At 70.7% G+C, this 25,120-nt stretch carries 28 protein-coding genes; 18 read left to right on the top strand and 10 right to left on the bottom strand.

What is annotated here, in order from left to right; translation table 11 throughout:
• Window positions 1-11 precede the first annotated feature (11 nt).
• Window positions 12-680 carry a sirohydrochlorin chelatase gene (locus ABGB12_RS15760; protein WP_347678460.1) on the top strand — a complete coding sequence of 223 codons (669 nt, stop codon included), beginning with the start codon at window positions 12-14 and terminating at the stop codon, window positions 678-680.
• Here the strand turns inward: ABGB12_RS15760 and ABGB12_RS15755 are convergent.
• On the bottom strand, window positions 677-1,264 hold the full coding sequence (locus tag ABGB12_RS15755) for a TetR/AcrR family transcriptional regulator (protein ID WP_347678458.1): 588 nt from the start codon (window positions 1,262-1,264) through the stop codon (window positions 677-679). The two genes, ABGB12_RS15760 and ABGB12_RS15755, sit on opposite strands and share 4 nt — an antisense overlap.
• An 86-nt stretch (window positions 1,265-1,350) precedes the next feature.
• Between ABGB12_RS15755 and ABGB12_RS15750 the strand changes: the two genes are divergently transcribed.
• On the top strand, window positions 1,351-2,832 hold the full coding sequence (locus ABGB12_RS15750) for an NAD(P)/FAD-dependent oxidoreductase (protein WP_347678456.1): 1,482 nt from the start codon (window positions 1,351-1,353) through the stop codon (window positions 2,830-2,832).
• Here ABGB12_RS15750 and ABGB12_RS15745 read toward each other — a convergent pair.
• Entirely contained in the window at window positions 2,819-3,079 is a 261-nt protein-coding gene (locus ABGB12_RS15745; protein WP_347678454.1) for a hypothetical protein, read from the bottom strand. The two genes, ABGB12_RS15750 and ABGB12_RS15745, sit on opposite strands and share 14 nt — an antisense overlap.
• A gap of 275 nt (window positions 3,080-3,354) precedes the next feature.
• On the opposite strand from ABGB12_RS15745, the gene ABGB12_RS15740 reads away from it, so the two are divergent.
• Genes ABGB12_RS15740 through ABGB12_RS15710 form a run of 7 tightly spaced genes read left to right on the top strand, consistent with a single transcriptional unit; the run spans window position 3,355 to window position 10,196 of the window.
• Window positions 3,355-4,716, top strand: a complete 1,362-nt coding sequence (locus ABGB12_RS15740; RefSeq protein ID WP_347678452.1) for an ATP-binding protein — start codon at window positions 3,355-3,357, stop codon at window positions 4,714-4,716.
• On the top strand, window positions 4,717-5,115 hold the full coding sequence (locus ABGB12_RS15735) for a roadblock/LC7 domain-containing protein (protein WP_347678450.1): 399 nt from the start codon (window positions 4,717-4,719) through the stop codon (window positions 5,113-5,115).
• Window positions 5,112-5,465, top strand: a complete 354-nt coding sequence (locus ABGB12_RS15730) for a DUF742 domain-containing protein (protein WP_347678448.1) — start codon at window positions 5,112-5,114, stop codon at window positions 5,463-5,465. The genes ABGB12_RS15735 and ABGB12_RS15730 overlap by 4 nt, the downstream gene beginning before the upstream one ends.
• Window positions 5,443-6,051, top strand: a complete 609-nt coding sequence (locus ABGB12_RS15725; protein ID WP_347678446.1) for an ATP/GTP-binding protein — start codon at window positions 5,443-5,445, stop codon at window positions 6,049-6,051. The genes ABGB12_RS15730 and ABGB12_RS15725 overlap by 23 nt, the downstream gene beginning before the upstream one ends.
• Window positions 6,048-7,268 (top strand): cytochrome P450, encoded by a 1,221-nt coding sequence (locus tag ABGB12_RS15720; protein ID WP_347678444.1) that lies wholly within the window; start codon window positions 6,048-6,050, stop codon window positions 7,266-7,268. Before ABGB12_RS15725 ends, ABGB12_RS15720 begins: the two co-directional genes overlap by 4 nt.
• A 30-nt stretch (window positions 7,269-7,298) precedes the next feature.
• The gene (locus ABGB12_RS15715) at window positions 7,299-8,528 is read left to right on the top strand and encodes a cytochrome P450 (RefSeq protein ID WP_347678442.1); all 1,230 of its coding nucleotides are present in this window, start codon (window positions 7,299-7,301) and stop codon (window positions 8,526-8,528) included.
• Window positions 8,529-8,588: 60 nt separating this feature from the next.
• Window positions 8,589-10,196, top strand: coding sequence for an acyl-CoA dehydrogenase family protein (locus ABGB12_RS15710; RefSeq protein ID WP_347678440.1), 1,608 nt, complete (start codon window positions 8,589-8,591; stop codon window positions 10,194-10,196).
• A gap of 9 nt (window positions 10,197-10,205) precedes the next feature.
• Here ABGB12_RS15710 and ABGB12_RS15705 read toward each other — a convergent pair whose 3' ends face one another.
• Entirely contained in the window at window positions 10,206-11,201 is a 996-nt protein-coding gene (locus ABGB12_RS15705) for a zinc-binding alcohol dehydrogenase family protein (RefSeq protein ID WP_347678438.1), read from the bottom strand.
• 150 nt (window positions 11,202-11,351) lie between these two features.
• On the opposite strand from ABGB12_RS15705, the gene ABGB12_RS15700 reads away from it, so the two are divergent.
• From ABGB12_RS15700 to ABGB12_RS15680, 5 genes are all read left to right on the top strand, one after another.
• The gene (locus tag ABGB12_RS15700) at window positions 11,352-12,236 is read left to right on the top strand and encodes a metal-dependent hydrolase (RefSeq protein ID WP_347678436.1); all 885 of its coding nucleotides are present in this window, start codon (window positions 11,352-11,354) and stop codon (window positions 12,234-12,236) included.
• 73 nt (window positions 12,237-12,309) lie between these two features.
• Window positions 12,310-13,479, top strand: coding sequence for a metallophosphoesterase (locus ABGB12_RS15695; protein ID WP_347678434.1), 1,170 nt, complete (start codon window positions 12,310-12,312; stop codon window positions 13,477-13,479).
• Between the two features lie 9 nt (window positions 13,480-13,488).
• Window positions 13,489-13,845, top strand: a complete 357-nt coding sequence (locus ABGB12_RS15690) for an ACT domain-containing protein (RefSeq protein WP_347678432.1) — start codon at window positions 13,489-13,491, stop codon at window positions 13,843-13,845.
• A 62-nt stretch (window positions 13,846-13,907) separates the two neighbouring features.
• A complete protein-coding gene (locus ABGB12_RS15685; RefSeq protein ID WP_347678430.1) occupies window positions 13,908-14,612 on the top strand; it encodes a TRIC cation channel family protein in 705 nt (234 codons plus the stop codon).
• A gap of 52 nt (window positions 14,613-14,664) precedes the next feature.
• Complete coding sequence (locus tag ABGB12_RS15680; protein ID WP_347678428.1) at window positions 14,665-15,246, top strand: TetR/AcrR family transcriptional regulator; 582 nt, start codon at window positions 14,665-14,667, stop codon at window positions 15,244-15,246.
• Here the strand turns inward: ABGB12_RS15680 and ABGB12_RS15675 are convergent.
• The 3 genes from ABGB12_RS15675 to ABGB12_RS15665 all read right to left on the bottom strand — a co-directional run bounded on the left by ABGB12_RS15675 (window position 15,227) and on the right by ABGB12_RS15665 (window position 17,336).
• Complete coding sequence (locus ABGB12_RS15675; RefSeq protein WP_347678426.1) at window positions 15,227-15,892, bottom strand: TetR/AcrR family transcriptional regulator; 666 nt, start codon at window positions 15,890-15,892, stop codon at window positions 15,227-15,229. The genes ABGB12_RS15680 and ABGB12_RS15675 overlap by 20 nt on opposite strands.
• A 64-nt stretch (window positions 15,893-15,956) precedes the next feature.
• A complete protein-coding gene (locus ABGB12_RS15670; RefSeq protein WP_347678424.1) occupies window positions 15,957-16,781 on the bottom strand; it encodes a cytochrome c biogenesis protein CcdA in 825 nt (274 codons plus the stop codon).
• Window positions 16,782-17,336, bottom strand: coding sequence for a redoxin family protein (locus tag ABGB12_RS15665; RefSeq protein ID WP_347678422.1), 555 nt, complete (start codon window positions 17,334-17,336; stop codon window positions 16,782-16,784).
• Window positions 17,337-17,506: 170 nt separating this feature from the next.
• Between ABGB12_RS15665 and ABGB12_RS15660 the strand changes: the two genes are divergently transcribed.
• The 4 genes from ABGB12_RS15660 to ABGB12_RS15645 all read left to right on the top strand — a co-directional run bounded on the left by ABGB12_RS15660 (window position 17,507) and on the right by ABGB12_RS15645 (window position 20,847).
• Complete coding sequence (locus ABGB12_RS15660) at window positions 17,507-18,424, top strand: hypothetical protein (protein ID WP_347678420.1); 918 nt, start codon at window positions 17,507-17,509, stop codon at window positions 18,422-18,424.
• Window positions 18,425-18,586: 162 nt separating this feature from the next.
• Window positions 18,587-19,357 carry an SDR family oxidoreductase gene (locus ABGB12_RS15655; protein WP_347678418.1) on the top strand — a complete coding sequence of 257 codons (771 nt, stop codon included), beginning with the start codon at window positions 18,587-18,589 and terminating at the stop codon, window positions 19,355-19,357.
• Window positions 19,358-19,442: 85 nt separating this feature from the next.
• Window positions 19,443-20,120 carry a GNAT family N-acetyltransferase gene (locus ABGB12_RS15650; protein ID WP_347678416.1) on the top strand — a complete coding sequence of 226 codons (678 nt, stop codon included), beginning with the start codon at window positions 19,443-19,445 and terminating at the stop codon, window positions 20,118-20,120.
• Window positions 20,121-20,211: 91 nt separating this feature from the next.
• The gene (locus ABGB12_RS15645; RefSeq protein WP_347678414.1) at window positions 20,212-20,847 is read left to right on the top strand and encodes a TetR/AcrR family transcriptional regulator; all 636 of its coding nucleotides are present in this window, start codon (window positions 20,212-20,214) and stop codon (window positions 20,845-20,847) included.
• 12 nt (window positions 20,848-20,859) lie between these two features.
• Here ABGB12_RS15645 and ABGB12_RS15640 read toward each other — a convergent pair whose 3' ends face one another.
• Genes ABGB12_RS15640 through ABGB12_RS15625 form a run of 4 tightly spaced genes read right to left on the bottom strand, consistent with a single transcriptional unit; the run spans window position 20,860 to window position 24,752 of the window.
• On the bottom strand, window positions 20,860-21,615 hold the full coding sequence (locus tag ABGB12_RS15640; RefSeq protein ID WP_347678412.1) for an SDR family NAD(P)-dependent oxidoreductase: 756 nt from the start codon (window positions 21,613-21,615) through the stop codon (window positions 20,860-20,862).
• 3 nt (window positions 21,616-21,618) lie between these two features.
• Window positions 21,619-22,896, bottom strand: a complete 1,278-nt coding sequence (locus ABGB12_RS15635) for a cytochrome P450 (protein WP_347678410.1) — start codon at window positions 22,894-22,896, stop codon at window positions 21,619-21,621.
• Window positions 22,897-22,907: 11 nt separating this feature from the next.
• Entirely contained in the window at window positions 22,908-23,378 is a 471-nt protein-coding gene (locus tag ABGB12_RS15630; RefSeq protein ID WP_347678408.1) for a hypothetical protein, read from the bottom strand.
• 3 nt (window positions 23,379-23,381) lie between these two features.
• On the bottom strand, window positions 23,382-24,752 hold the full coding sequence (locus tag ABGB12_RS15625; RefSeq protein WP_347678406.1) for an aromatic ring-hydroxylating dioxygenase subunit alpha: 1,371 nt from the start codon (window positions 24,750-24,752) through the stop codon (window positions 23,382-23,384).
• Window positions 24,753-25,120: the final 368 nt, after the last annotated feature.

Here is a 25,120-nt window from a genome sequence, read left to right as displayed (position 1 = left end):
GGCCGCCCCTGGTGGCGGTGGAGTCCCTCCTGGACCTGGTGCGCGCCCGCGGCCTGGACGTGCGCACCTCCTACCTCGACCACGCGCCGCCCTCTCCCGTCCAGGCGCTGGACGGGCTGGCGGAGGCGGTGGTGATGCCGCTGCTGCTCACCTCCGCCTACCACAGCAAGATCGACCTTCCCGGGGTGCTGGCGGAGGCCCGGCGGCGCGACCCGCGGCTGTCGACCCGGGTGACCGCGACGCTCGGTCCGCATCCGCTGCTGCTCGACGCCCTGGAACGGCGGCTCGCCGAGACCGGCGTCCGGCCCTCCCCCCGCACGGGGGTGGTGCTGGTGGCCGCGGGGTCGTCCGATCCGTCGGCCAACGCGACGATCGCCGCGACGGCCCGCGACTGGCGGCGGCGCGGCTGGTACGACGTGCGGCCCGCCTACGCCTCGGCCGCCGCGCCGACGCCCGCCGAGGCGGTCCGCTCCCTGCATGAGGCGGGTGCGCCCGAGGTGGTGGTCGCGTCCTACTTCCTGGCGCCCGGTTACTTCGCCGACAAGGTCCGTGCCGCCGCCGAGGAGGCCGGCGCCCGCGCGGTCTCCCCCGTGCTCGGCGCGGCCCCCGAACTCGCCGAGATCATCGTCGAGCGCTATCTCGCCGCACTGGCCCGTCCGTCCGTCAGGGCCGCCGGTTAGTCCAGCAGCAGCCGGATCAGGTCGCCCAGGGGGCGGGAGGACAGCTCGGGGTCGACGGCGCGGCGCAGGCCCAGCCCGATGCCCAGGGCCAGGATCGCCTCGGCCAGCTCCTCCACGGGCAGCGGCAGCTCGCGCGGAGCGCGGTCGAGCTCCGCGCGCAGCAGCGCGGTCAGGACCCCGGCCGCTTCACGGGCGCCCTGCGCCACCCTTTCCCGGACATCCGGAGCGCGGCGCGCGGCGTGGATGGCGAACTCGGCCTCCAGGAGCGTCCAGCCGGGATCCCCGATCGTGTTCTCCGCCCAGACGTCGAACGCCTTCAGGCTCTCGGCGAGTTCGCCGCCGGCGCCGAACAGCGCGGCGACCGCCTGGACGTGCTCGCCCCTGACCTGGGCGATGACCTCTTCGCACAGCTCGTCCTTGGTTCTGAAGTTGGAGTAGACGGCTCCCTTGGAGAATCCGGCGGTGTCGGCGACCTTCTCCAGGCTGGTCGCGTGGTAGCCGTCGCGCAGGAACAGCTCTCGTGCGGTGGCCAACAGCAGTTCGCGGGTGCGGGCCTGGCTCTCGGCGCGTGTCCGTCTCGGCATGGATACCAATGGTATCCAGATACCCATTGACAGTCCAGAAGCCCCCAAATACCTTCGGTATCCCAGATCGGGCGAGGGAGGCACCGATGGATTTCGAGGTCATCGCGGTGGGCGCCGGGTTCTCCGGGCTCTGCGTCGGTATCAAGCTCCGGGAGGCGGGCGTCGAGGACTTCGCGATCCTGGACGCCGCGGACGGCGTCGGCGGCGTGTGGCGGCACAACACCTATCCGGGGGTGGCCGTGGACATCCCCTCGGCCACGTACAGCTACTCGTTCGAGCAGAACCCCGGCTGGTCGCGGGCCTTCGCTCCCGGCGCGGAGCTGCTCGCCTACGCCGAGCACGTCGCGGACGAGTACGGGCTGCGGCCCAAGCTGCGGCTGAACACCTTCGTGCGGCGGGCGGTGTTCCGCGAGGAGTCGGACCTGTGGGAGGTGCACACCGACACGGAAGTACTGACCTGCCGCTTCCTCGTCGGCGCGGTCGGACCGCTCGACCAGCCGAAGAACCCCGAGATCCCGGGCATCGAGACCTTCGGCGGCAAGATCATGCACACCGCGCGCTGGGACCATTCCCACGACCTGTCCGGGGAGAGGGTCGCGGTGATCGGGACCGGCGCGTCCGGCCTGCAGGTCATCCCTCAGATCGCGCCGAAGACCGCACGGCTGGAGGTCTACCAGCGCACGCCGATCTGGGTCTTCCCCAAGCTCGATTTCCCCGTCCCCCGGCCGGTGCGGCTGTTCTTCCGGGCGTTCCCTCCGCTGATGTGGGGCGTCCGGGCCGTCACCACCGCGCTGACCGAGATGGTCTTCGTGCTCGGGGTGATCCACCACAAGAGGCTGCCGTTCCTCTCCCGCGCCATCGAGCGGATCTGCAGGTGGCACCTGCGGCGGCAGGTGAAAGACCCCGAGACCCGCCGGAAGCTCACTCCGTCCTACGGCTTCGGCTGCAAGCGGCCCTCTTTCTCCAACACCTACCTGTCCGCCTTCAACCGCGACGACGTCGAGCTCGTCACCACCCCGATCGAGCGGATCACCGAGACCGGGATCATCACCTCCGACGGGACCCTGCGGGAGATCGACTCCCTCGTCCTGGCGACCGGGTTCAAGATCCTCGAACCGGGCGCGATGCCGGCCTTCCCGGTGCACGGGCTCGGCGGGATCGAACTCGGCGCGTTCTGGGACACCCACCGGTACCAGAACTACGAGGGGGTCGCGATGCCGCAGACGCCGAACTTCTGGCTGATGAACGGGCCCTACTCGGTGACCGGGGCGTCCTGGTTCACCATGATCGAGTCGGGGACCCGGCACATCGTCCGGTGCGTCGCCGAGGCCCGCAGGCGCGGGGCGACGCGGGTGGCGGTCCGGCAGGAGCCTCACGACGCCTACACCGCGACGATGCGGGAGCGGATCTCAGGGACGATCTTCGCCCGGCCGACCTGCGCGACCTCCAACTCCTACTACTTCGACCGGCACGGGGACGTGCCGTTCATCCGCTCGCAGTCCGGGGCCCGCCTGTGGTGGGCCTCCAAGCACTTCGACCTGGACGACTACGCGTTCACCACCGGGTGAAGGACGCGGCTCTCGCGTCGACGGAGCCCCGGGGGGCGGGCCGCTGCAGCGCCCGGGCGACCTCCGGGTCCAGGCCCAGCAGGCCGGTCACCGCGTCGGCCTCGCACACGCTCATCTGCTGCTGACCCAGCAGCGCGGACGTCGTCCACACGGGGTGCCGGTCCACGGCCTCGGCGATCTGCGAGAAGGTCAGCCCCTTCTCGGCCTTGGCCATCAGGATGAGCTCCATCGCCCGCATCTTGTCCATGCGCGGCACGCTAACGGCCTCTGGTTTCGGGAGCATGAAGAGCAGATCACACCGTGACACTGATAACACCATTTTCTCCTGTTTCGAGATATTCGACTGGTGATTATCGGCATATGAGTCATCACTGTGAATTTCGGATAAAAGTTGCGGAGTTTGATCCACCGAGGTCAGATGATCTCTATAACCTTGATCGACATCGGGGCCGCCCCCCAGGTCCGGCCCGGCACGCCGGAGCCGAGGGACGGTCCGAGCCGCCCTAGGAACCGAGAGACCTGATGCTTCCCGTTCTGACCCCACCGCCGGCCTCCCGCCGCAACCGGCTCCTCATCCGGACGCTGGTGGCGGGACTGGTCCTCCTCCTGGGCGCGCAGATCGCCCTGGCGGCGGACACGGCGCCGCGGATGACGGCCGTGGCGGGAGTGCTGATCGCCGCCGGGCTCGCCGCGGCGCTGACCGCGGAGCAGCGCCGGCAGGACGCGGACCGCGAGCAGGCGGACCTCAGGGAACGGCAGTGGGGCCACGCCTGGTCGGAACTGCGCGCGGCCGCGACCGAACTGGTCAGGGAGCGACTGCCGTCGGTGCTGGAAGGCAGGGAGATGCCGCCCGCCGCGCGCAAGCCCTCCGACCCCGTGCTGGCCGAACTGCTCGACGAGGCGGTCACCATGGCGGTGGGCGCGGCCAAACGGGGAGCCGACCGGGAGGAGTCGCTGCGGCTGGTGGTCGTCTCGCTGGCCCGGCGCGCCCAGGCCGCCGCGCACCGGGTGCAGGCCGCCGCTTCCCTGCTGTCCGAACGGCACTCCGCCGACCCGGACGTCGTCGAGTCGTGCATGGTCGTCGACCACGAGGCCGCGCAGCAGGGACGGCACGCCCAGAGCCTGGCGGTGCTGTGCGGCGAGTGGCCCGGCCAGCAGTGGCAGGAGCCGCTGGCGTTCGTGGACGTGGTGCGGTCCGCCGCGGCCCGGATCGTGGCGTTCCGCCGGATCGAGGTGACCGGCGACCCCGACCTCGCGGCCGCCGCCCCGGTCGTCGAACCGCTCATCCACCTGCTGGCCGAGGCCCTGGCCAACGCCACCCAGTCCTCGCCGCCGAGCAGCATGGTGACGGTCGCGGTGCGGGCCGTGGAGCGCGGCGTGGTCGTGCAGATCGACGACGGCGGGGTCGGCATGGACGCCCACCGCCTGGAGGAGGCCAGGAAGATCGCCGCCGGGGAGCGGAAGATCGGCCTGAGCCAGGTCGGCGAGATCCCGCAGACCGGGCTGCCGGTGATCGGGCACTACGTCCGCAGGCACGGGCTCATGGTGGACCTCGCGCCCTCCCCCTACGGCGGGATCCGGGTCGTCCTCCTCGTCCCCGAACAACTCGTCCGGGCTCTGGAACCGGCCGGAACCCGGCAGGCGCTCGAGCCACCGGAGGCGCCTCGCCCGGCCGCCCCCGCCGCGCCCGCACCGCCGCCCCCTGCCACCACCGCCTCGGAGCTGCCGCTCCGCCGGCGCCACCGCCGCGAAGAGCGACAGCCGTCCGCGCCGGCCGCCCCGGAACGGGCCGCGCAGAGCCCCGAGGACGCCGCCCGCTGGGCCGGCGCGTTCTTCACCGACCCCGGAGCTCAGACCCCAGAAGGCCAGGATGGAGTGCAGTAGATGACGCAGGACGACGAGTGGATGCTCGCCGAGGTCACCGGAGTCCCCAACGTGCGGCACGCGATGGTGCTCAGCTCCGACGGGCTGGTGAAGGTCACCTCCGCGGGACTGCACCGCGACGAGGCCGACCGGCTGGCCGCCGCGTGCTCCGGCCTCCACTCGCTGGGCCGGAGCCTGGCGGGCCAGTACGGCAGCGGCACGGGCAACGTCAGACAGGTCGTCGTGGAGATCGACGGCGGGTTCGTGTTCCTGCGCGCGGCCGGGCAGGGCTCGCAGCTCGCGGTCGTCACCACCGCGGGTGTGGACCCGGCGCTGATCTCCCAGCAGATGGCAGTCCAGGTACGCAAGATCGGCGAGAGCACGCTGGCCACGCCCGCGCGGGGAGACCTCGGTCGGTGACCGAAGGCGACTACCGCGACCAGCCGCTGCGGCCCTACGTGCTCACCTCGGGCCGGGCCCAGCCGAGCCGCAACTGGATCGGGGTGGACACCCTCCTGATCGCCGCCCCCGGCGCGGCCCCGCTGCCGGTGACCGCCAGCCGGCAGGAGATCTCCCTGCTCAGGCTGTGCGGCGGCCTCCTGTCGGTGGCCGAGGCCGCCGCCCACCTGGCGCTGTCCGTCAGCGTGGTGAAGGTGCTGGCCTCGGACCTGATGGACTCCGGCCACCTGCAGACCCGCTCGCGTACCGCCGACGGACCGGACATGGCGCTGCTCGAGGAGGTGCTCAGTGGGCTCCGCGACCTCGGCTGAGCGCCTCTACCTGCCGGACACCGTCCAGCGCTCGGTGAAGATCCTCGTCCTGGGGAGCTTCGGCGTCGGCAAGACCACGCTGATCGGCTCGGTCAGCGAGATCCCGCCGCTGTGCACCGAGGAGGTCATGAGCGACGCCGGCGTCGGCGTGGACGACCTGACCGGCGTCGGCCGCAAGACCCACACCACGGTCGCGCTCGACTTCGGGCGGATCACCCTGGGCCGGCGGATCGCCCTCTACCTGTACGGGGCGCCCGGCCAGCAGCGGTTCTGGGACCTGTGGGAGGGGCTGGCCGAAGGCGCCCTCGGAGTGCTGGTGCTCGTCGACACCCGTCGGCTGGAAGACGCCTTCGACGTGCTCGACCAGCTGGAACGGATGGAGAGGCTCCCGTTCGTCGTCGCCGTCAACCACTTCCCCGACTCCCGTGCCTACCCGGCCGAGGAACTGCGCGAGTCGCTCGACCTGCCCCCGCACATCCCCATCGTCGACTGCGTCGCCCCGGACCGCGTCACGTCCCTGGCCGCCCTCACCACTCTCACCGACCATGCGATGCGTGTGCTCGCCTCGCGGAAGGCGCTCTCGTGACCCCACCCACCCCCACACCGCTGTCCGACACCACGATGACGGCCGACCCGGCCGCGGTGTTCGCGCGGCTGCGCGCCGAGCAGGGCCACGTCGCCTGGGTCGAGCTGGAGCCGGGCGTCGGCGCGTGGCTCGTGATGGGCTACGACGAACTCCTCACCATCACCCGGCAGGAACGCCTGTACTCCCGGGACGCCCGCAACTGGCGGCTGTTCCAGAACGGGACCGTCCCGCCGGACTCGCCGCTCGGCCCGATGATGTTCTTCCGCGACAACGTCATCGGCTACGACGGCGCCGGGCACGCCCGGCTGCGGCGCCCGCTGGACGACGCGGTCTCCGCCATCGACCAGCGGCGGATGCGCCGCTCCGTCGAGCAGATCTGCGGCCTGCTCATCGGCGACTTCGCCGTCCGGGGGCGCGCCGACCTCGTCGCCGACTACGCGGTGATCGTCCCGATGCTGGCCATCGCCGACCTGTTCGGCCTGGACACCATGCAGGGGCACGACCTGCTCGTGGCGATGCAGGCGCTGTTCGGCTCCGCCGAGGACGCCCAGGAGGGCAACCGCCGGTTCGAGGAACTGCTCGGCGGGGCGCTGCGGGCGCGGAGGCGGGCCCCGGCCGGCGACCTGACCACCGCGCTGCTGCGCCACCCCGACCTGCGCGGCGACTCCGAGGTGCTGCAGTCGATGGTGGTGATGGTGTCGGCCGGCTACCACACCACGATCTCCTGGATCGCCCAGTCGCTGCGGCTGATGCTCACCGACCCCCGGTTCGCCGCCCGGATCCGCGGCGGGCGGCTCGGCGTCGACGACGCCCTCGACGAGGTCCTGTGGCGGGACCCGCCGATGTGCAACATGCCGGCCCGGTACGCGCTGCGCGACGCCCAGCTGGGCGGACGCTGGATCCAGCGGGGGGACGCGCTCATCCTCGGCCTGGCCGCCGCGGGCCACGACCCGCGCGTCCACGCCGGACACCGGGAGAGGGAGACCGGCAACCGGTCCCACCTGGCCTGGTCGGCGGGCCCGCACTCCTGCCCCGCACGCGTCCCCGCCCGGCTGATCACCCGCACCGCCGTCGAGACCGTCCTGCACCGGCTGCCCGGCCTCTCCCTGACCGTCCCCGCCGAGAGCATTCCGCTGACGCCGTCGCCGTGGACGCGCTGCCCGGCCTCCCTGCCCGTCTCCTTCTCCGTGCCGGTTTCCACCGGCTCCCGGACCTGACCCCCTGACCGCACCCTCCGGAGGAAACCCATGACAGCTCTCGGTTCCGAAGTCCCCACCGTCGTCCTCGACCCGACCGGCGCCGACCACCACGGGGAGGCGGCCCGGATGCGGGAGCTCGGCCCGGTCGTGCGGATCGTGCTGCCTGGCGACGTCCCCGCCTGGGCCGTCACCCGCCACGACCTCGTCGCGGACCTGGTCAAGAACCCGCTGGTCAGCAAGGACTGGCGGAGGTGGAACGAGATCAAGGAAGGCCGCATCCCCGACGGCTGGCCGCTGATCGGCATGGTCGCGGTGACCAACATGGTCACCGCCGACGGGGCCGAGCACCACCGGCTGCGCCGGCTGGTCACCCAGACCCTCACCCCGGCCCGGGTGCAGGCGCTGGCCCCCCGCGTCACCGAGATCGTCACCGAGCTGCTGGACCGGCTGCCCGAGCACGCCGACGCCGACGGCGTGGTGGACGTGCGGGCGCACTTCGCCGTCGAGGTGCCGATGCAGGTGATCTGCGAGCTCACCGGGGTGCCCGGCGAGCAGCGCGCCAGGCTGCGGGAACTGGTCGACAGCATCTTCCGCACCACGACCCCGCCCGAGGAGGTCGTCCAGGTGCAGACCGACATCTTCCGGCTGCTCGGCGACCTCATCGCGCTGCGCACGGCCGAGCCCGGCGACGACCTCACCAGCGCGCTGATCGCCGCACGCGCCGACGACCCCGAGGCGTTGTCGGACGAGGAGCTCGCCGGAACGTTGTGGCTGATGCTGGCGGCCGGGCACGAGACCACCCTCAACCTCATCACCAACGCCGTCCGCGCCCTGCTCACCCACCCCGACCAGCGCGCCCTCGTCGACGGCGGCGAGGCCACCTGGGAGGCCGTGGTCGAGGAGACCCTGCGCTGGGACGCCCCGATCGGCAACTTCATGGCCCGCTACCCGCTGGAGGACCTGGTCGTCGAGGGCGTCACCATCCCCGCCGGGGACGCCATCCTCGCCCCCTACAGCGGCGTCGGCCGGGACGAGGCCCAGCACGGCGACGACGCGTCGGTCTTCGACCTCGCCCGCGCCCAGGCCAAGAACCTGGCGTTCGGCGGCGGCCCGCACATCTGCCTGGGCGCTCCGCTGGCCCGGATGGAGACCCGGATCGCGCTGGAGGCGCTCTTCGCCCGCCACCCCTCCCTGGCCCTGGCCGTCCCCGCCGAGAAGCTGACCCCGCTGGAGTCGTTCTTCTCCAACGGCCCGCAGACCCTGCCCGTCACGCTTTAGACGATCTGTCCGGTACATGGCCCGTTGGTAGTTACTGGCGGGTCATGTACCGTGCGAGACATGACGCACGAGGTCTTCAACCAGGTTCCCCCGCTGGTCGATCACGATCTGGCCGAGGACCCGGCCCTGCTGGACGGGCTGCACCGCGAGGGGGCCGGCTGGGCCGCCGAGGAACTGCACGCCCTGGGACGGCTCGCCGGGACCCACGAGGCCCAGGAGCACGGACGCCTGGCCAACGAGTACCCGCCCGTGCTGCACACCCACGACCGGTACGGCAACCGGATCGACGAGGTGGAGTTCCACCCGTCCTGGCACCACCTGATGCGGACCGCCGTCGAGAACGGCCTGCACGGACGCCCCTGGAGCGACCCCCGCCCCGGCGCGCACGTCGCGCGGGCCGCGAAGTTCTACACCTGGCGGACCGACGCCGGGCACGGCTGCCCCATCTCGATGACGTACGCGGCCGTCCCCGCCCTACGGCAGCAGCCCGACCTGGCCGCGCGGTACGAACCGCTGCTGACGTCCGAGGTCTACGACTTCGGGCTGCGCGCGCCCCTCGGCAAGCGCGGCCTCATCGCCGGCATGTCGATGACCGAGAAGCAGGGCGGCTCGGACGTCCGCGCCAACACCACGACCGCCACCCCGCAGGCGGACGGCGCCTACCGGCTCGTCGGGCACAAGTGGTTCACCTCCGCTCCGATGTCGGACGTGTTCCTCACCCTCGCCCAGGCGCCCGGTGGCCTGACCTGCTTCCTGGTCCCCCGCGTCCTGCCAGACGGCTCCCTCAACCCGCTGCGCGTCATGCGGCTGAAGGACAAGCTCGGCAACAAGTCCAACGCCTCGTCCGAGATCGAGTACCACGACGCCCACGCCTGGCGCGTCGGCGACGAGGGCCGCGGGGTGCGCACCATCATCGAGATGGTCAACATGACCCGCCTGGACTGCCTGATCGGCGCGGCTGCGGGCATGCGCCAGGGCGTGACGGTCGCCGCCCACCACGCCGCCCACCGCAGCACGTTCGGCAGGACCCTCGCCGAGCACCCGCTGATGCGCAACGTCCTGGCCGACCTCGCCGTCGAGTCCGAGGCCGCCACCACCCTCATGATGCGCCTCGCCGGCGCCGTCGACCGCGGCGAGACCGACTTCAAGCGCCTGGCCCTGGCCGTCGGCAAGTACTGGGTCACCAAGCGCTGGCCCGCCCACGCCGCCGAATCCCTCGAATGCCTCGGCGGCAACGGCTACGCCGAGGAGTCCGGCATGCCGCGCCTCTTCCGCGAGTCCCCCCTCAACTCCATCTGGGAGGGCTCCGGCAACGTCGCTGCCCTGGACGTCCTGCGCGCCATGATGAAGGAGCCTTCGAGCATCCCCGCCTTCTTCGAGGAGGTCGAGCAGGCCTCCGGCGCCGACTCCCGCCTCGACGCCGCCGTCCGCCAGATCAAGGACTCACTCACCGACGCCTCCACCCTCGAGCTCCGCGGCCGCCGCGTCGTCGAACGCCTCGCCCTGGTCCTCCAGGGCTCCCTTCTGGTCCGCCACGGCCACCCGTCCGTCGCCGACGCCTTCTGCGCCTCCCGCCTGGGCGGCGACTGGGGCTCCGCCTTCGGCACCCTCCCCCCGGGCGTGGACTTCGGCACCATCATCGAACGGGCCACCCCGAAGATCGGATAGTCCGCGTGGTCAGGGGATGAGGACCGCCGCACCTTCGAAGCGGTCGGCGGCCAGGTCGGACAGGGCGCGGTCGGCCTCCGACAGGGGGTAGGGCCTCGTCGTGACGGTGAGGGAGAGGTTGTCGGCCAGGCGGAGGAACTCCTCGCCGTCGGCGCGGGTGTTGGACGTGACCGAGCGGAGCTGCCGCTCCTGGAACAGGTGGCGCTGGTAGTCCAGGGGCGGTACGTCCGTCAGGTGGATGCCCGCCACGGCCAGGGTGCCTCCCCGGTCCAGCCGTTCCAGCGCGGCGGGGACGAGTTCCCCCGCCGGGGCGAAGACGATGGCCGAGTCCAGGGGCTCCGGGGCGGGGTCGAAGGAGTCGCCCGCGAAGGAGGCGCCCAGCTCCAAGGCCAGGCGGCGGGCCCCGGCGGAGCGGGTGAACACGTGGACGGACGCCCCCTGCGCCAGCGCGATCTGCGCCGTCAGGTGCGCCGATCCGCCGAACCCCCAGATCCCGAGCCTGCCTCCCTGCGGCAGCTCGGCCCGCCGCAGCGCCCGGTAGCCGATGATCCCGGCGCACAGCAGCGGCGCGAGCGCGACGTCGGGCATCCCCTCGGGAAGGTCGTACACGTAGGCGTCCGGCGCGATCGTGTACTCGGCGTACCCTCCGTGGGCGTCCCAGCCGGTGTAGCGGGAGAACGGGCACAGATTCTCCGAGCCCCGCCGGCAGTACGCGCACGAACCGCAGGTGGAGCGCAGCCACGCCACTCCCACCCGGTCCCCCGCGCCGTGGCTGCAGCCCGGCCCTGCCGCGACGACCTCGCCCACGATCTCGTGCCCCGGCGTCACCCCCTCCAGGTGCGCCGGCAGGTCCCCCTCGGTCACGTGCAGGTCCGTCCGGCAGACCCCGCAGGCCAGCACCCGGACGAGCAGTTCCCCCTCGCCCGGCTCCCCGACCTCGCGTTCGACCCGCCGCAGCGGCCCCGTCTCCAGAGGACCCGGCCACACCACGCTCCACGCTTCCACTCCGGTTCAGTTCCCGGAGGGCTCCCCGGTCAACCTCCGTCCGGCCACGGGTTCAACCCGTATCCCCCTCAGGGCTAGGGGACACGGCCCGGAGGTGTCACAATTCGGCATGCAAGATCCCCCGAAGTCCTAAGGAGCACCCGTCTGATGATGGGCCGAACGCATGCCCTGTCCGGAGCGGCACTCTTCAGCGCGGGGACGATCCCGCTGGGGCTGCCCTGGCACCAGGTGCTGATCGGGGCGGTGGCGTGCGCCGGGGCCGCGGTGCTTCCCGACATCGACCACCACAGCTCCCACATCGCGCGGACGTTCGGGCCGCTGACGCGCGGGTTCGCCTGGGGCGTGGGGAAGGTCTCGGGCGGGCACCGCAACGGCACGCACTCCGCGCTCGGCGTCGGGCTGCTCGCCGCCGTGGTGTTCTTCGCCTCGGCCGTCTACGTCCAGGACGAGGTGACGTTCTGGATCGGGTGCGGCATCACCGGCACGATGCTGGTCGTCGGGCTGTTCATCGGGCTGCTGTCCAAGGGGCGGGGCAGGGCCGCCTACCGCAGGCCCTGGCACGGCTTCCTCGCGATCATGGCGTGCGCGCTGGCGGCCGCCGGAATCGGTGCCGGGACCTACTGGTACGGGCAGGACGCCGGGGTCGTGCTCATCGGCGCCGTCCTCGTGCTGATCCTGGCCGCCGCGATCCGGCCCCTGAACATCAAGGGCGTCTGGGACGACCTGGCGCCCATCCCGATCACGTTCGCGCTGCTGTGGTTCCACGTCGACCTGTCGGTGCTGCCCTACGCGGTCGTCGTCGGCGTCGTCATCCACATCATCGGCGACATGATCACCCTCGGCGGCTGCCCGCTCGGCTGGCCCTGGTCCCAGACCATGCACGGGCCGAAGTGGTTCCGCACCGGCGACAAGACCGAGAAGCGCGTCGTCTTCCCCGCGCTCATCGTGGTGCTCTGCATCTCCTCCGGCATCCACGTCTCCCCCTACATCCTCGAGCACACCGAAAGGTTCCAGGTCACCCTCCCCGGCAGCTGAACCCGCGGGCGCGGGAACGGCCCGGCGGACCGGTTCGTTCTCAGCCCGTCCGTGACGAAGAAGGGGGTGCTCCATGGCGGTGGACACGACGGCGCGGCCGAGCTTCCTGCGGCCGCTGACGGTGGCTCTGGTGCTGATCGCCGTCCTCGGGCTGCTCTTCGGAACGTCCTGGTGGACGGTCGTGGCGGCCGCGGGCTGGGGCCCCGCGGGTCTCGCCGCCGGGTCGGCCGTGTTCGGCGGCGCGGCGCTGGCCCTCCCGATACTGAAGATCCTGGGTCAGCGGGACCACGACGGGCTGTCGGTGGCCGGAGACGTGCTGCTCGGGGCCGGGTGGGTGCTGTTCACCTGCTCGGTGGCCGGGAACGTGCTGCGGCTCGCCCTGTCGGCGTCCGGAGTCGAACAGGCCGGAAGGATCACCGCCGTCGCCGTCCTCGCGGTCTCCGGGGCGCTGCTGGCCTGGGGGCACTTCGAGGCGATGCGGGTGCCGCGGGTCGAAGAGGTCGAGGTGACGCTGCCGCGGCTCGGCCCCGGCCTGGACGGCGCACGCGTGGTCCTGCTGACCGACACGCACTACGGGCCGACCGACCGGGCCGCGTGGTCGCGGAAGGTGACCGGCGTGGTGAACGGGCTCGGCGCGGACGTCGTCTGCCACACCGGTGACATCGCCGACGGGAGCGTCAGGCAGCGCCGGGAGCAGGCCGCTCCCCTGGCGGACATCGAGGCGCGGCTCGCCCGCGTCTACGTCACGGGTAACCACGAGTACTACGGGGACGCCCTCGGCTGGCTCGACCACATGCGGGAACTCGGCTGGGAGCCGCTGCGCAACCACCACGTCGTCGTCGAACGCGGCGGCGACCGTCTCGTGCTCGCCGGGATCGACGACGCCACCGCCCACCACTCGGGTCACCCCGGCCACCGCGCCGACCTGGAGGCGGCGCTGACGGGCGCCGACCCGTCCCTGCCCGTCCTCCTCCTGGCCCACCAGCCCAAGCAGATCGGCCAGGCCGAGGCCGCGGGCGTGGACCTGCAGATCTCCGGCCACACCCACGGCGGTCAGATCTGGCCGTTCCGCTACCTGGTGCGCCTGGACCAGCCCGCCGTCGCCGGCCTGTCCCGCCGCACCGACCGCACCCAGCTCTACACCAGCCGCGGCACCGGCTTCTGGGGCCCGCCCTTCCGCGTCTTCGCCCCCAGCGAGATCACCCTCCTGGTCCTCCGCTCCCCTGTCGGCACGTCCTCTTAGACTGTCCCGATGACCGCGCTGACCCTGGGCACCGTCCCGTCCTCCTTCGTGATCGAGCACCTTCCCCAAGCCACGCTCCCCGAGGACGACGACTGGGTCGCCCTGGTCCGCGCCCCCGAGGGCCTCACCGTCGTCCGGGACGCCACCCCCTGGACCGAGGCCGAACGCTGGACCGGCCTTTACGGCACAGAGCACGGCCTCGACTCCCCCACCCGGCTCTCCTCCGTCGTCTCCCCGCTGGCCGAGGCGGACGTCCCGGTGTTCGTCCTGTCCACCTTCCACGGCGACCTCGTCCTCACCCCGGAAAGGCTCCAGAAGACCGTCGCCGAGGCCCTCGAAGGGGCGGGTCACCGGATCCTGCGGTAAGAGGCGGCCTTGCCCTCGGCCCGGGCGGGCCTCTCGTCCGCGCGGTCCCTACAATGATCGGCGTGCGGATCGAGACGATCACCACGGGACTCGACCTGGCCGGGGTGTTCGCGAGCGGTCTGCTGGGCGGTGCCGTCGCGCGCCGGTACGGGCTCGACCTGTTCGGGTTCGTGGTGATCGGCCTGGTGTCGGGGCTCGGAGGCGGGCTGATCCGCGATGTGCTGCTGCAGAACGGGCCGCCCGTCGCGCTGACGAACTCCGCCTACATCCCCACCGCGCTGGCCGGCGCGGGCCTGGCGTTCGTGCTGCAGATCTCCGAGCGGGACTGGGACCGGGTGTTCACCGTGCTCGACGCCGCCGCGCTCAGCCTGTGGGCCACCGTGGGGGCGCAGAAGACGCTGGCGGTCGGGCTGGGCTGGATGCCGGCGGTCCTGCTCGGCACGATCACGGCGGTCGGCGGAGGCGCCTGCCGCGACCTGCTCGTCCAGCGCATCCCCGCCGTGCTGGGCGGCAACGCCCTGTACGCGACGGTCGCGGTGATGGTCTCCGCCATCCAGGTGCTCGGCACGCAACTCGGCTCGCCCCTCACCGGAACGGTCCTGGGCATCCTCGCGGGCGCGGTCCTGCGCGTCCTCGCCGCCTGGCGCGGCTGGAACCTGCCCAACGCCCTCGACTGGCAGCCCCGCACCGTCCTGGGCGGGATCCGGCCGGCCCGCCGTCCCCGCCGCCGACGACGCCCCGGGCCCGAGGACGGCGGCTCGCGGTAGCGCCCGTCGGGGGACCCGGCTCGGGCGGGACCGGCGAAGGTAGTCTCGGGACATGGGGAAGCCGCGGCGCAGAAACGTGATTCTGGAGGAGGCCATGCGGGTCTTCTCCGCGAAGGGGTACGCGGCGGCCTCACTGGGGGAGATCGCCGCTGCCGCCGGGATCACGCGGAGCAGTATGTATGAGTACTTCCCGTCCAAGAAGGCGTTGTTCCTGGACGTGTTGAAGTACCAGACGGAGGCCGCCATCGCCTATGTCGGGCCGAAGGTGACGGCGGCGGGACCCGCGGACTCACGGATGCAGGCCGCGGTGGCGGCCTACTTCGAGTACGCGGTGGACAACCCGGCGGCCTGGCGGCTGCTGTTCGACCGGAGCCGAGAGGGCGACCCGGAGGTGCAGCAGCTGCGCTGGGAGGTGCGCAGCGCGGCCATCGAGGTGGTCAGGCGGCTGCTCGAGCCGGACTTCGAGCGGGCCGGCATCGGCACGGCGGCGGGAACGGTGATCGCCGAGGTGATGGTCTCCGCGCTGGACGGGGCGACCCGCTGGTGGGAGCGGCATCCGGAGACGCCGGTGGACGAGCTGGTCGGCGCGGTGCTGCGGGCGCTGCTGATCGGGTTCAGACGGCTTCCGGCCTGACCTCTCCGCCGAGGCCGGTCCAGAACACCCGCATCGCGGTGTCGACGAGTTCGGCGCGGGGGACGTGCGGATTGTGGTCCCGCCACTGGGCGAGGCCGTCGAGCCCGGACAGCAGGATCTCCACGTGCAGCGCGGCGTCCGGGGAGGCCGGGTCCAGCCCGAGGTCGCGCAGTTCCCCGCCGAGCAGGAGCGTCAGCACGCGGGTCCTGCTCTCGTTGATGCCCCGGCGGGCCACCTTGATCTCCGGGTCCTCCTCCGCGGAGAAGTCGAAGAGCAGGCGCCGGGCCGCCGGGTCGCGTTCGGCGAACTCCAGGTAGCCGTCGACGGCCGCCCGCAGCCTGTCCTCCATCCCGGTGCGCGCCGAGACGGCGACGCCCATCGCCATGAGCACGGCGATGTGCTGTTCCTGGAGCACGTTCAGGAACAGCACCCTCTTCGTCGGGAACCTGTCGTAGAGGATCGAGCGGTTCACACCGGCCTCGAGGGCGATGTCGCCCATGGAGGTGTCCCGGTACCCCTTCTCCGCGAACACTCGCAACGCGACCTCGATGAGGTTGGCCCGCCGCTGGCCCGGCGTCATCCGCCTCCGCGTTCCCGCCTCCCGCTTCGTCGTCGCGGTCGGGATCGAGGAGTTCGGCTGGCTCACTCCACGGAGTCTAGCCACCAGGGGTCCGCTCACCGGGCCCGGCCGATCCGCACGCGGTCTCCGGTCACCGCCTTTCCCGAACACGCCCGGCCTTGCGTACGAGCAGGGCGAGGAGCACCAGGACGGCGAAGGCCACGGCCACCGGGAGGGCTCCGAGGTCGTTGAGGTGGCCGGTGACGGCTCCCTGCACCTCGGTGAACGCCCTGATGACGGGGTCGTCGGCGGCGGCACCGTCCAGGACGCGCAGTTCGTACCAGCCGTAGTAGGTGACGTAGAGGCCGGCCGCGAGCAGGAGGGCACCGCTGATCCGTGAGACGTACGGGAGGATCCTGCGGAGTCTCCGGACGGCGGCCTCCTGTGCGAAGGCCACCATCAGGGAGAGCACTCCGACGATCAGGCCCATGCCCAGCCCGTAGGCGATGAAGGCGGCCAGGCCGTCCAAGACGTTCCCCGAGCCGGAGGCCAGTCCCGTGACGGCCAGGAACGGGCCGATCGTGCAGGAGAGGGAGGCCACCGCGTAGGAGGCTCCGTAGCCGTAAAGAGCGGTGAAGGAGCCCGCGGGGCCTCCCGTCTTCAGGTGCGGTACGCGCACGAGCAGTTCCCTGCCCGCCAACAGCCAGATCCCCAGGAGGAGCAGGGCCAGGCCGATGACGATGGTCGCCCAGGGCAGGTAGCGCTGGAGCGGGGCCGCGACGAGTGAGATCGCCAGGCCGAACGCGCCGAAGACCGTCACGAAACCCGCCGTCATGGCCGCCGACAGGCGCAGGGCCCGCCAGAGTCCTCCGGGGCCGGCCAGCAGCAGCGCCAGGTAGGACGGGAGAAGGGCGAAGCCGCAAGGGTTGAACGCGGCGACCAGGCCGGCGGCCAGGGCGAGTGCGAGGTCGTCCATCTACAGGGCGAACTGGTCGATCAGTTCGGACAGGGCGGACTCGCTGAGCGGCCCCACCGCGGAGTGGGTGCCTCCATCGGGGTTCACCAGCAGGTAGGAGGACTGCGACGTCACCTTGAAGTGCTTGTACAGCTCACCGGTGCGGTCGTCCAGGTGGACGAAGTTCGACGTCCCGGTCCGGGAGACGAACGCGTCCATCTGCTCCTTGTTCTTGTCGAGCCCGGCCACGCCCACGAACTTCACCTTGTCGCCGTACTTCTTCGCCGTCGCGGCCACGGCGGGGCCCTCCCCCTGGCAGGTGGGGCACCACGGAGCCCAGAACCACAACACCACCGGCTCGCCCGTCAGGCTGCTCCCGTCGAACGGCTTCCCGTCGAGGGACGTCGCCTGGAACTTCCACAGCGCGGGCGTCTCCGCCGCCGAGGACTTCTCCGGCTCCGCGGAGGCCGTCACCGTGGTCGAGGACGCCGCCGAGGGCTTCTCCTCCTTTTCTTCGCTTCCGCACGCGGTGGCGGCGAGCGCGGTCATGACCAGCACAGAAATCAGCTTTCTCATACGAAGCACCGTATTGCGCGCGGAGCCCGCAGGACCTTACGCCTTGATGACACCGGAGATCAGCGGGGACACCGCGGCGGTTCCGGCTCTTGACCCATGCCCGATCGTGAATGAAACTGTGTCTGCCTGAGCGGAACAATGTTTCCTTGTGCGTTACGAAAGGAGCCCTGGTGGGCCTTCGCCGCATCCTCCGCTTCGCCCTTCCCGCCGTTCTCTCCGCCGCCTTCCTGACGGGCGCCCCCGGCCCCGCGCGGGCCGACGGCCCCGTCTCCACCTACACGAGCACGGTCAGCGGGGACCCCGCCGACGTCTACTACCCCACCGGCATCAGCGAGCGTCTGCCCGTCGCGCTCATGCTGCAGGGCGCGCAGGTCGGCCGCGCCCACTACTCCGCCTACGCCCGCGCCGTCGCCGCCCACGGATTCATCGTGGTGGTGCCCGACCACAGGCGCCTGCTGTTCTTCGACAACGACTACTACCCCGAGCAGAAACAGGCCGCCGACACCGTCGCGTGGATGAAGGACGAGAACTACCGCGACGGCTCACCGCTGGAAGACCTCGTCAAGACGACCCGGCTGGTGCTGCTCGGCCACTCCTTCGGCGGCGCGACCGGACTGTCGATCGTCGGGGAGACGTGCACCTTCCCGTTCTGCACGGGCCTGACGTACGAGATGCCGACGCAGGTGAAGGGCGCCTCCTTCTTCGGCGCCAACAACAAGTCCCCGCTGACCGGCACCTTCGCGACCATCGACCTGCAGGTCCCGACCCAGCTCGTCCAGGGCGTCCAGGACGGTGTGGCCCTCCCCGCGGACGCCGAGACGACCTACACGAAAATGATCCACGACCCCAAGCAGATCGTCCGGGTCTCCGGAACCAACCACTACGGCATCACCGACACCCAGAACCCCGCGGGCGCCGACCCCGAGGTGGGCCCCCAGTCCCTCGGCCAGGGTCAGAGCATCGAGATCGCCGCCCGCTGGGCCGCGAAGTTCCTGCTCGCCGCCATGGGCGACGAAGCCGCCGCGGACTACGTCTGGAACACCGGCGACGCCGCCGACCCCGACGTCACCGTCACCGGCGACAACTGACCTTCCCCCTCGCGGCCGGGCCCCGGCCATCGGGGCCCGGCCGCCCCCTTTCCCGCCCGAAGGGACCGTCCCGGTGAACGGTATGGGCGGCGTCCGGGCAGGCGGGTCCGTTGCTAAGGTCCGCGCGACCGTGGTTGCCGGGCGAGGAGAGGCGGAGGGGCGATGAACACGGTGGTGGACCTCAAGGGCCGGGCGGTGCTGGTCACCGGAGGGACGAAGGGCATCGGCGCGGTGATCGCGCGGACGTTCCTGCTCGCGGGCGCCGACGTGATGGTGTGCGGGCGCAACGAGCCCGAGGCGCTGCCGGAGGCCGACGGCCGGTCGGCGCGGTTCCTGCCCGCCGACATCCGGGACGCGGCCCAGGCCTCCGCGCTGGTGGAGCGGACGGCGGAGCAGTTGGGCGGCCTGGACGTGCTGGTCAACAACGCGGGCGGCTCCCCCGACGCGGACTCCGCGACGGTCTCCCCCCGGTTCGTGGAGCGCATCGTCTCCCTGAACCTGCTCGCGCCGTTCTACGTCGCCCAGCCCGCCAACAAGATCATGCAGGCCGGGAACGGCGGATCGATCATCAACATCGGCAGCGTCTCGGGCATCGACCCGCAGCCGGGGACCGCCGCCTACAGCGCCGCCAAGGCCGGGCTGCTCATGTTCTCCAAGGCCCTGGCCATGGAGTGGGCGCCGAAGGTCCGCGTCAACCACATCACCACCGGCCTGGTGATGACCGAGGCCGCCGCCCACAACTACGGCCAGGACGGCGGCGCCTCCACCGCCGAACTCATCCCCATGCGCCGCATGGCCGACCCCCAGGACGTCGCGAACGCCTGCCTCTACCTGGCGAGCGACCTGTCGGCCTACGTGACCGGCGCCGACCTCGCCGTCCACGGCGGCGGCGAAGTCCCGGCCCGCTACCTCGTCAAGCAACAGCAGAGCTGACCCGAACGACCCGAGAACACGGGAACCGGGCTCTTCTCCGGTTCCCGTCCCATCAGAGGCCGGGGGGCGGGATCACGCTTTGATGATGATCAAGCGCGTTTGGTCGCTGTGGGCCGGCATGGCCCAGGTCCCGATCGGGTTTCCCCGGCCGGGTGAGATCCGTGTCGTGGTCTCGCCCGAGTCGCAGCTGTGCCCGCCGGGCTGGGTGGGCATCGTGCAGCTCGCGGGGGCGACACTCGCGACCGTTCCGGAGGCCGGGATGGTGGATCATGTGCGGGACGCCCTTGAGCAGGGGGATCCCGTGGCCGTCCTTCAGCCGACGGAGACAGTGGGGCCGGCCTGGCTGCCCTATCTCGACCGCGCCGATTTCGTCCCCGTGAGCGGGCGGGTGGAGCGGCTGCCCGTCGAGCATCCGGCGGTCAAGGAACTCATCGCCGGCGTGGACCAGACGGACGCGGACGAAGCTCGGCTGGATGCGATCCTTTCGGACGCCTTCGTCGTCAGGGACGCGGCCGAGGCGGTCTCCGGCTGCGGTTACCAGCCGTGGTCGGATACGGCGGCGCATCTGTCGGTGCTGACCGCTCCGCGCGGGCGGGGCAAGGGGCACGCGCGGGTGGCCGCTTCGGCGGCCGCGGCCGACGCGCTCGAGCGCGGCCTGGTGCCGCAGTGGCGAGCGCGAGTGGAAGCGTCGCGGCGAGTAGCTCGGGCCCTGGGGTTCCGTGAGCTGGGAATGCAGCTCAGGCTGCGGTTGCCGGCCGAATGAAAGCGAGATGCGTCGCCGGACACGTCCATGGTGATGATCTCGCGCCGAGTAGAGTGCTTTCAGGGACGTTCTCGCCGAACCGGGGGTTACCGTGTCGACCACTCCGCCGCTTCTGGGCCGGCCGGTCGCCGCCAAGGGCGGAGAGACCAGGAAGCGCGTCATCGAGGCCACTATGCGCTGCGTGGCGGAAATGGGTTACTCGCGAGCGACCATTCGGGAGATCGCCCGTGTGGCCGAGATGACCAGCGGCAGCCTCTATCACTACTTTCCTAACAAGTCGGAGCTCGTTAAGGCCGCTTTCCTCGAGCTCTCAGGGATCTCTCTGCCTCGGTTGGCCGCGGCCGCGGACCGCGCGGACGGTGTTCTGGACAAGCTGATGGCCGTGCTCGACGAGGGCGATCGGCTCCTGCGCGACTATCCCTTCGCGGTGGCGTTCGATCGTGCGATCCGGGTGGAGAGCGCTGCGGATCTCCATCTGGCGGAGGACAGCGACACGATCTTCACGGCAATCCGTGACGTGGTCGTCGGCATCATGGAGCAGGCCCGGCAAGAAGGGGCTCTGAGGCCGGAGGTCGACGTCGAGAGTGCCTCGAACGCGATCTACACCATCATGCTGGGCCTGTGCGAGCACACGGCCGCGACGCCGCCGGAGGTCTATCAGGCCACCGGGCGCGCGTTGAGACTCCTCATCCGGGGCTCACTGTTCGACTACACGAAACTGGCGTAGGAGCCCTGGCGCTCAGGTCTTACGGCCGCCGTTGACGCCGAGGACCTGGCCGGTGATGTACGACGACGAGTCCTCGCACAGGAAGACCGTGGCGTTGGCGATGTCCTCGGGGCGGCCGGCCCGGCGCACCGGGGTGATGCTGATGAAATGCTCGAGCGAGTCGTAGAAACTGCCTTCGGCGACCGACTTCTCGAGCATCGGGGTCACCACCATGCTGGGTGGGATCGTGTTGACGGTGATCCCCTTGGGGCCGAGTTCGAGCGCCAGGCTCTTGGTGAGCCCGATGAGCCCCGTCTTCGAGCTGACGTAGGCCGACATGTACGCCTCGCCGCCTTGCGCGCTCGAGGACGAGATGTTGACGATCCGGCCCCACTTGGCGGCTTTCATATCGGGCAGCACCGTCTGGGTGCAGAGGAACGGCCCGCGCAGGTTGATCGCCATGACCCGTTCCCATAGTTCGTCGGTGATCTCGGAGAACTTGCCGAACTGCACGATGCCCGCGTTGTTGACCAGGATCAGCACCGGGCCGAGCTCGGCCCGCACCCGCTCCACGGCGGCCTCGACCAGAAAGCGGTCGGAGACGTCGACCGCGTAGCCGTTGACCGTGGCGCCCTCCTTGCGCAGCCGGGCGACCTCGGCGTCGAGCAACTCGGCCTGGACGTCGAAGACGGCGACCTTGGTCCCGCGTGCGACGAGCGCCTCGGTGATCGCCAGGCCGAGGCCGGAGGCCCCGCCGGTGACGATCGCGGTGGTTCCCTCGAAGGGCATGGCTCAGGTCCTCCCGGCCGGGCTGAATTCGATGTGCAGTTCGGTGAGCCCGCGGAGGATGAACGTCGGGATGTACCGGTAGCGCCGGTCTCCCGCGGGGCCGTGCCGTTCCTCGTCGATCCGGATGTCGGAGGTGCGGTCGAGGAGCCGCTGGAGGCTGATCAGGGCCTCGGCCCGGGCCAGGGGCGCGCCCGGGCAGCTGTGGACCCCGCGGCCGAACGCGACATGGGTCCGCGCGTTCTTGCGCTCGATGTCGAAGACGTCGGGTTCGGGGAACTTGCGAGCGTCGCGGTTGGCCGCCGCGTTCAGCAGCATCACCGTGGTGCCGGCGGGGAGGTCCACGCCGCCGACGGTGACCGGGACCCTGGACAGCCGGAAGTCGCCGCGGATCGGACTCTCGTACCGCAGGGCCTCCTCGATGAAGTTGGGGAGCAGAGAGCGGTCGGCGCGCAGCCTCGCCTGCAGGGAGGGATCCTCGGCGATCAGCATCACCGCGGTGCCGAGCAGGCGGACCGTGGTCTCCTGTCCGGCGGCGAACAGGTTGGCCGCGACGCACACCGCGTCGATCACCTCCGGGACGCTCCCGTCCGGGAAGGTCGCCGAGGCGACGCCGGTCAGGACGTCGTCGCGAGGCTCGCGGCGGCGGTCCTCGATGTACTCGGTGAACTTGCCGTAGAGGTATTCCAGGGGCGAATGCGCCAGCGTGTCGCCCTTCTTGCTGCTGCCGAGCACGCTCCCGCTCAGCAGCGCCTCCCGGAACTCGGCGTGGTCGGGCTCCGGGACGCCGAGGAGGTCGGCGATGACGAGCATCGCGAACGGGGACGCGAACTCGCCGTTGAACTCGCAGCGGTCGCCGGTCAGAGCCCTGTCGAGCTGGCCGTCGGCCAGCCGCCACATGAACTCCTCGTTCTCCTTCAGACGCTTCGGTGTGATCATCCGTGACAGGAGGCCTCGGTGAACGGTGTGGGTCGGGGGGTCCATCGTCGGCAGCTGGTCGTTCATCGGCAACTCGTCGCGGTGCGCGGCGATCAGCTCAGAGATGTCGTCGCCTTCGAGCGGGACGGGGAAGCCGGGGAACGGGCCGGTGACGGAGGTGCACGAGGAGAACCGCTCGGTGTCGTTGTAGACCGCGACGGCCTCCTCGTACCCGGTGATCATCACCACGTCGTGATGGGGCTCCCTGCGGACCGGGCACTGCTCGCGCAATGCGGCGAGGTAGGCGTACGGGTCGTGCAGGAGCGCGTTGTCCGTGAAGAAGTCGACGGAATCGATGTCGGTCATCTGGTCTCCACTCACTCCGATATCCGGACGCCCTCGTAGCTCTTGAGCATGTCGTTCTCGGGCAGCGCCATCTGCAGGTAGACGTCGATGTGCCGGATCTTGCCGGCTTCGTCGAACTCGTAGACCGAGACCGAATTGACGACGCTCTTGTAGTCTCCGACCTCGCTGCGCTCCTCGAGTTCGAGGAAGACCAGGCCAGGCTTCTCGGTGATCCGCTTGAAAGAGCACTCCCATTCGGCGGAGGTCGCCCAACCGGTGAGGAACTCGACGTACTCCGCCCAGTTCATGACCTCTTTGAAGTTGCCGACGCGCTCGAACTCGTCGACCGCGACCAGTTCGGCCAGAGGCGCCCAGTCCGCGGCGGAGAAGCCGGGGTTCTTAGCGCTGTCCACCAGGCGCTTGGTCGTCAGGCCGTATTCCAGCACCTTGCGGGAGAGGCCGGTGTGCTCCCCGACCACCTCGCTGAGCTCTCGCATTCCCATGGATCACACCTCGCCGTTCGCGCCGGCGGAGAGGTACCCGTCCACGACCGAGTGGTAGTGGGCGATGACGATCTCCTCTTTCACCAGCGTCATGTGTTCGAGCCGCTTGTTGCGCAGACCCCGCTGCTGCCGCGGCATCTGCTCGTAGTCCTGCTGGAGGGCGAGGAAGTAAGGGAAGCTTCCCGGCTCCTCGACCTCGGTCAGCTCCGCCCGGAACGCCTCCCGGTGTTCCGGAGGCAGCCACATGTAGCTGCTGATGTGCCAGACGCACTTTCCGGGGTCGCCGCCAGGGTCCGGCAAGGCCAGGATGACCGTGGCCTCGCCCGCGCGGATCGTCATGAAGAAGTTCGGAAAGAGCACCCAGCCGTGGTTGTCGCTCATCTGGGCGTCGGTCAGCCCGCTGACGTCCAGCCCCATCCCGGTCAGGGTGTCGCGCGTGGCCCGCTGCAGCAGCGTGCGAGCGGTCACGCCCTCAGGGAAGTCGAGCTTCCCGTCCTCGTCGCGGTGAGCGGAGACGAGTTCCTCGAAACGGGGCAGCACCGTGGCCACCGTGGGGAAGGTCCCGGGCAGCTCCCTGATGCCCTCGACCTGGTCCTCCGGGCCGAAGACCGACACGTTCGCCACCTCGAACGGGGCGACGGACACGCTGTGGTCGCCGAGGAAGAGGTGCCGGCTCTTGGACGGATCGATGTCGATCACCTTGAGGAGTTCCGGATGGATACCCGAGATGTGGTAACCCTCCGAGAACGCGTCGACGACGACCTTCCAGTTGCAGTCCAGGCTCTCCCGGACGTCCAGCACCGTGACCATCTCGTCGAGACGGTAGGGGGCCAGGAGCTTCGGGATCTCGTCGCCCAGAAAGTCGGCGAGCGGCTCCGCGTCCGGGTCCGGGTTGAGGAAGATGAACCCGGCGAAGCACTCGACCCGGACCGGGAGGAGCGAGTTCTCGTCCTTGTCGATCGGGTCGAGGACCTTCTCCCTGAGGATGCCCCGCAGTTTCCCGTCGAGGTCGTACGACCACAGGTGGTACTGGCACAGGAACCCGCGCTTGGAGTTCCCCTTGCCCGTGCACAGCGGGTTGCCGCGGTGCCTGCAGGCGTTGACGAACCCGCGGATCTCGCGGTCCTTCCCCCGGACGATGACGTAGGACTGGTCGAAGAGCCGGTGCTCCTTCCAGTCGCCGACCTCGGGCAGCTCGTCGACGCGGCCGACGACCTGCCAGATCCGCGTCCAGATCAGGTCCCGCTCCTTCTCCGCGAACTCCCGTGACGTGTAGCGGTCGGTCGGGATGTGCATGCGGTACCTGCCGGACGGGATGTCCGCCAGGCTCAATCCCGTTCCGTCGACCCATTCACCCGGTTTGGCTGATGACATGGACCTCGTTCTCCTCGTCTATGGCAGGGGCGATGTTGAAATGCGCCTGGTAAAAGACATGGGAATTCCACTGGGCACACTTCTTGAATTCCCGTCCTCTTCAGACAGGCCGAGAACGCCTGTATCGCAGGCGCAGGAGCGGACATGGTGCCCTTGATGGGCCGGGGTGTCCATGTTCTCTACATAGGAGGCCGGAGATAATTGATCGCTTGATTGATTAGCATGATGAAGGACACATCGAGGCCATGTCAACAGTCTTGTATGATTCCGAGAATCTTCCTACCGTCCTAAAACAGACACTCTCGCGTGAGCTGGGAACCCTTGTCCGCCGGGTTGCGGAAGGACGTCGCGGCGTGGGCGGTACCGTG

Source organism: Actinocorallia sp. B10E7, assembly GCF_039871655.1.
In the GTDB taxonomy this organism is placed as follows: domain Bacteria; phylum Actinomycetota; class Actinomycetes; order Streptosporangiales; family Streptosporangiaceae; genus Actinocorallia.
Note: the sequence above shows the minus strand (reverse complement) of the source record. Positions and strands in the feature narration are given on the sequence as shown.